This window comes from Kitasatospora sp. NPDC093558, from assembly GCF_040683475.1.
GTDB lineage: Bacteria > Actinomycetota > Actinomycetes > Streptomycetales > Streptomycetaceae > Kitasatospora.
The window spans coordinates 1-2,756 of the sequence record NZ_JBFBDY010000750.1; the positions used below are offsets into that span (position 1 = coordinate 1).

Here is a 2,756-nt window from a genome sequence, read left to right on the forward strand (position 1 = left end):
CGCCGAACTGGTCACGATCGACTGCATCGTGCCGTAGTAGTCGCTGAACCGCTTGTCGTCCCCGGGAAAGTCACGCGCGTATTGGCCGGCGGTCAGCAGGGGTGAGGTGCGGATCGTGCTCTTCAGCAGGGTGAGGGTGCAGTTGACGCCCGTGAACGGTCCAGTGACGCAGGGGACGCTGAGCGCGACGTTCTTGATCCGCCGGAAGTAGTGGCCCGGCCCGTCGAGGTCGAACAGCGCCTCCGGGAGCGCCACAGTGCACCGTCCGGTCCTGCGTAGCTTGATCAGGGCCAGCGGGTCGACCTGGGCGAGGCTGACGTGTTTGGTGAGTTCGAGCTCGCGGTGGTTGAGCTCCTGGTAGGTGACCTCCATCCGCTTGAGGTCGAAGTGGAGCTTCTCCCCGGCGAGCAGGCCCTCCTTGCCGGTCAGGTACCCGTACTCCAGACAGCTCAGCTCCTGGTCGCCCAGCTCGTGCTGCAGTGCGCGTTCGGCCCGCTTGGCGGCGTCGAAGGCGAACTGGAAGCTGCGTGCGTAGAGGCTTTTCAGCTCGCGTTTCATCCAGGTGTAGAAGGCCTGGTTGCTGGTCTTGCGCAGCTTCGCCGTCTCCTCGGCGTTGAGGAACGCCTCGATCTCCTTGGCGTGCTTGATCAGCTGCTGGTGGTTCTGCAATTCGGAGTTGGCCGTTGCCTCCCGGATCTGTGCCGCACGAAGCTGCTTGATGATCTGGTTGATCTCGCCGGCTGCCTGGTTGCTGTGGAAGGCCCATTCCCGCTGCCGGCGGGCGATCGTGTCCGTTCGGCCTGAGAGCCGTGCTGAGTAGCTGGCCTCGTCGGAGGATCCGCGGGCGCTGTGGGAGAGCGCCTGGTAGGCGCTGCCGAGGTTGCTGCCGCCGAAGCTGGTGGAAGGGCCCACGCCGAACGGTTCGGCGTTGATGGAGAAGTTCGGCAGAACGGAGGCTACCGACGAGGCGAGTCCCTGGAAGGTCGCCACGTTGCTCTTGGATTGTGCGATGCCAAGACTGCTGGCTTCCGCCCTCTCGAACCGGCTGTCCAGTTGTCCGGCCTGTTCAACGGCCCCGAGGCCGGGGCTGTCCGGTGAGATGTCGACGTCGAGGGCTCGTCCGGTCATGGCAGGCTCGGTGGCGGTGAGCTTGAGCGCCTTGAGCTCCTTCGGGTCCATGGCGGCCAGCGCGGGGATGCCGGCGTAGATCTCGGCGTCCGTGCGGCCGAGCTGGCGCTCGTAGAAGGCGTACCGTACCACGGCCAGGTCGAGGCCGCGCAGCAGCGCCTCCCGGCTTTTCACCGCCTCCTGCAGCTGCCCGTACCGGACCTGCTCGGCCGACTCCAGGGCCGCGCGTTCGTGGCCCGCGCGAAGGAGGGCCAGCGCTTCGCCGTCCTGCTTCTCGATCGCGGCCAGAATTCCGGCGCCCAGTGCCTTCACCTCCTGGACGAGTTCGGTCGCCTTCTGGGCGAGGGCGGTGTATCGAATCAGTGGCAGTGGCTGGTTGATTCCGGTGGTGATCGCGGCCACGTCGAGACCGGCAGCGGTTGCCTTGACGAGCAGCCCCGGGTCGATCGGCGGTTCGAACAGTGCGAGCTGGCGGAAGGTACCCTGCAGGTTGAGGCTGTTGCGGATCTTGAACAGCCGGTCGGCGACGGTTTCCCAGTAGCCGAGGAGCCGGTCGTTGGGCGGCACCTGGAAGTACAGCGCTCTGCCCAGGCCGCGTACGGCGCTCAGCCGTTCGCCGTCACCAGCACCCGCGCCGGGCAGCGGCATCAGGTCGAACGGGACGGCGGCCTCAATGTCCCGCAGCACCACGCCGAATTCCGTGAGATCGTCGCGAAGGTTGGCGTACGTCTGCGGGCGCACGGTGCCCTTCGGCGGTACGGCCTGCGGCCTGGGGCCGAGGATGTTGGCCGCCAGGACGTAGAGGGCCTGCGCCTCGTCGATCGCCTCGCCGGTGTCCTGGCGGAACAGGGAGTCGCCCCAGTCGATCAGGTTGTCCAGGTAGGCCATCACCGTGCGGTACATGTACGCCTGTGGCCGGAACCGGGCGACCAGGTGGGGCCGGAACGGGGCGTCCTGCCAGGCCTCGATGCTCTTGACGGTGTCGGCGAGCAACTGCGGGTCGGCTCCGGTCGCCAGGTTGGTGAGCACGTCCTCGATCCGGCTGACGTCGGTCTCCTGGAACGGTCGGACCTTCCAGAACCGCTGCGGCGTGGGGTCGTCACTGTTGTCTGTGGGGTCAAAGAGGTAGTGGAACCAACGCTGGGCGTCGGCGTACCGCTGGTTCTTGCTCAGATGCACCGCGATCGTCATCGGCACGTGGAAGAACAGCTCCCAGTTGTACGCCGCGTACGCGCCGCTGGAGCTGAAGTCGAGGTCCTTGACCGGGTAGGGCAGTTGGACTGTCTTCGGGTCGGGCTTGTGCGCGGCCTCGAAGAACTGCTGGAACAGCAGCGGGCGCGCCTTGCTGCTGAGCACGACTGCCTGGGTTCCGGCGCCGATCGTGCACCGGGTCCCGCCGTCGAGGACGACGACCGTGCCGGCGGGCAGTGTGGCGGCCTTTCCCGAGTACAGCGTGAACGCCGCTGGGGCGGTGAGTCGGACTTTTGTCGGTCCGGCGGCCGAGGCGTCGAGCCCGCCGACCGCCAAGGTGCTCCCCGGGGCGGGGGTGTCGGTCGTCCCGTCGGTCAGTACCGCCGTCGCGCCGTCAGGGGCCTGCGCGGCGACCGAGGCATCGAGGTCGAAGGTCG

1 pseudogene is annotated in these 2,756 nt (G+C 67.5%); it reads right to left on the minus strand.

From position 1 onward, the window contains the following. Nucleotides 1-2,756 (minus strand): annotated as a pseudogene (locus tag AB0O00_RS34680) (hypothetical protein); the annotation flags it as partial.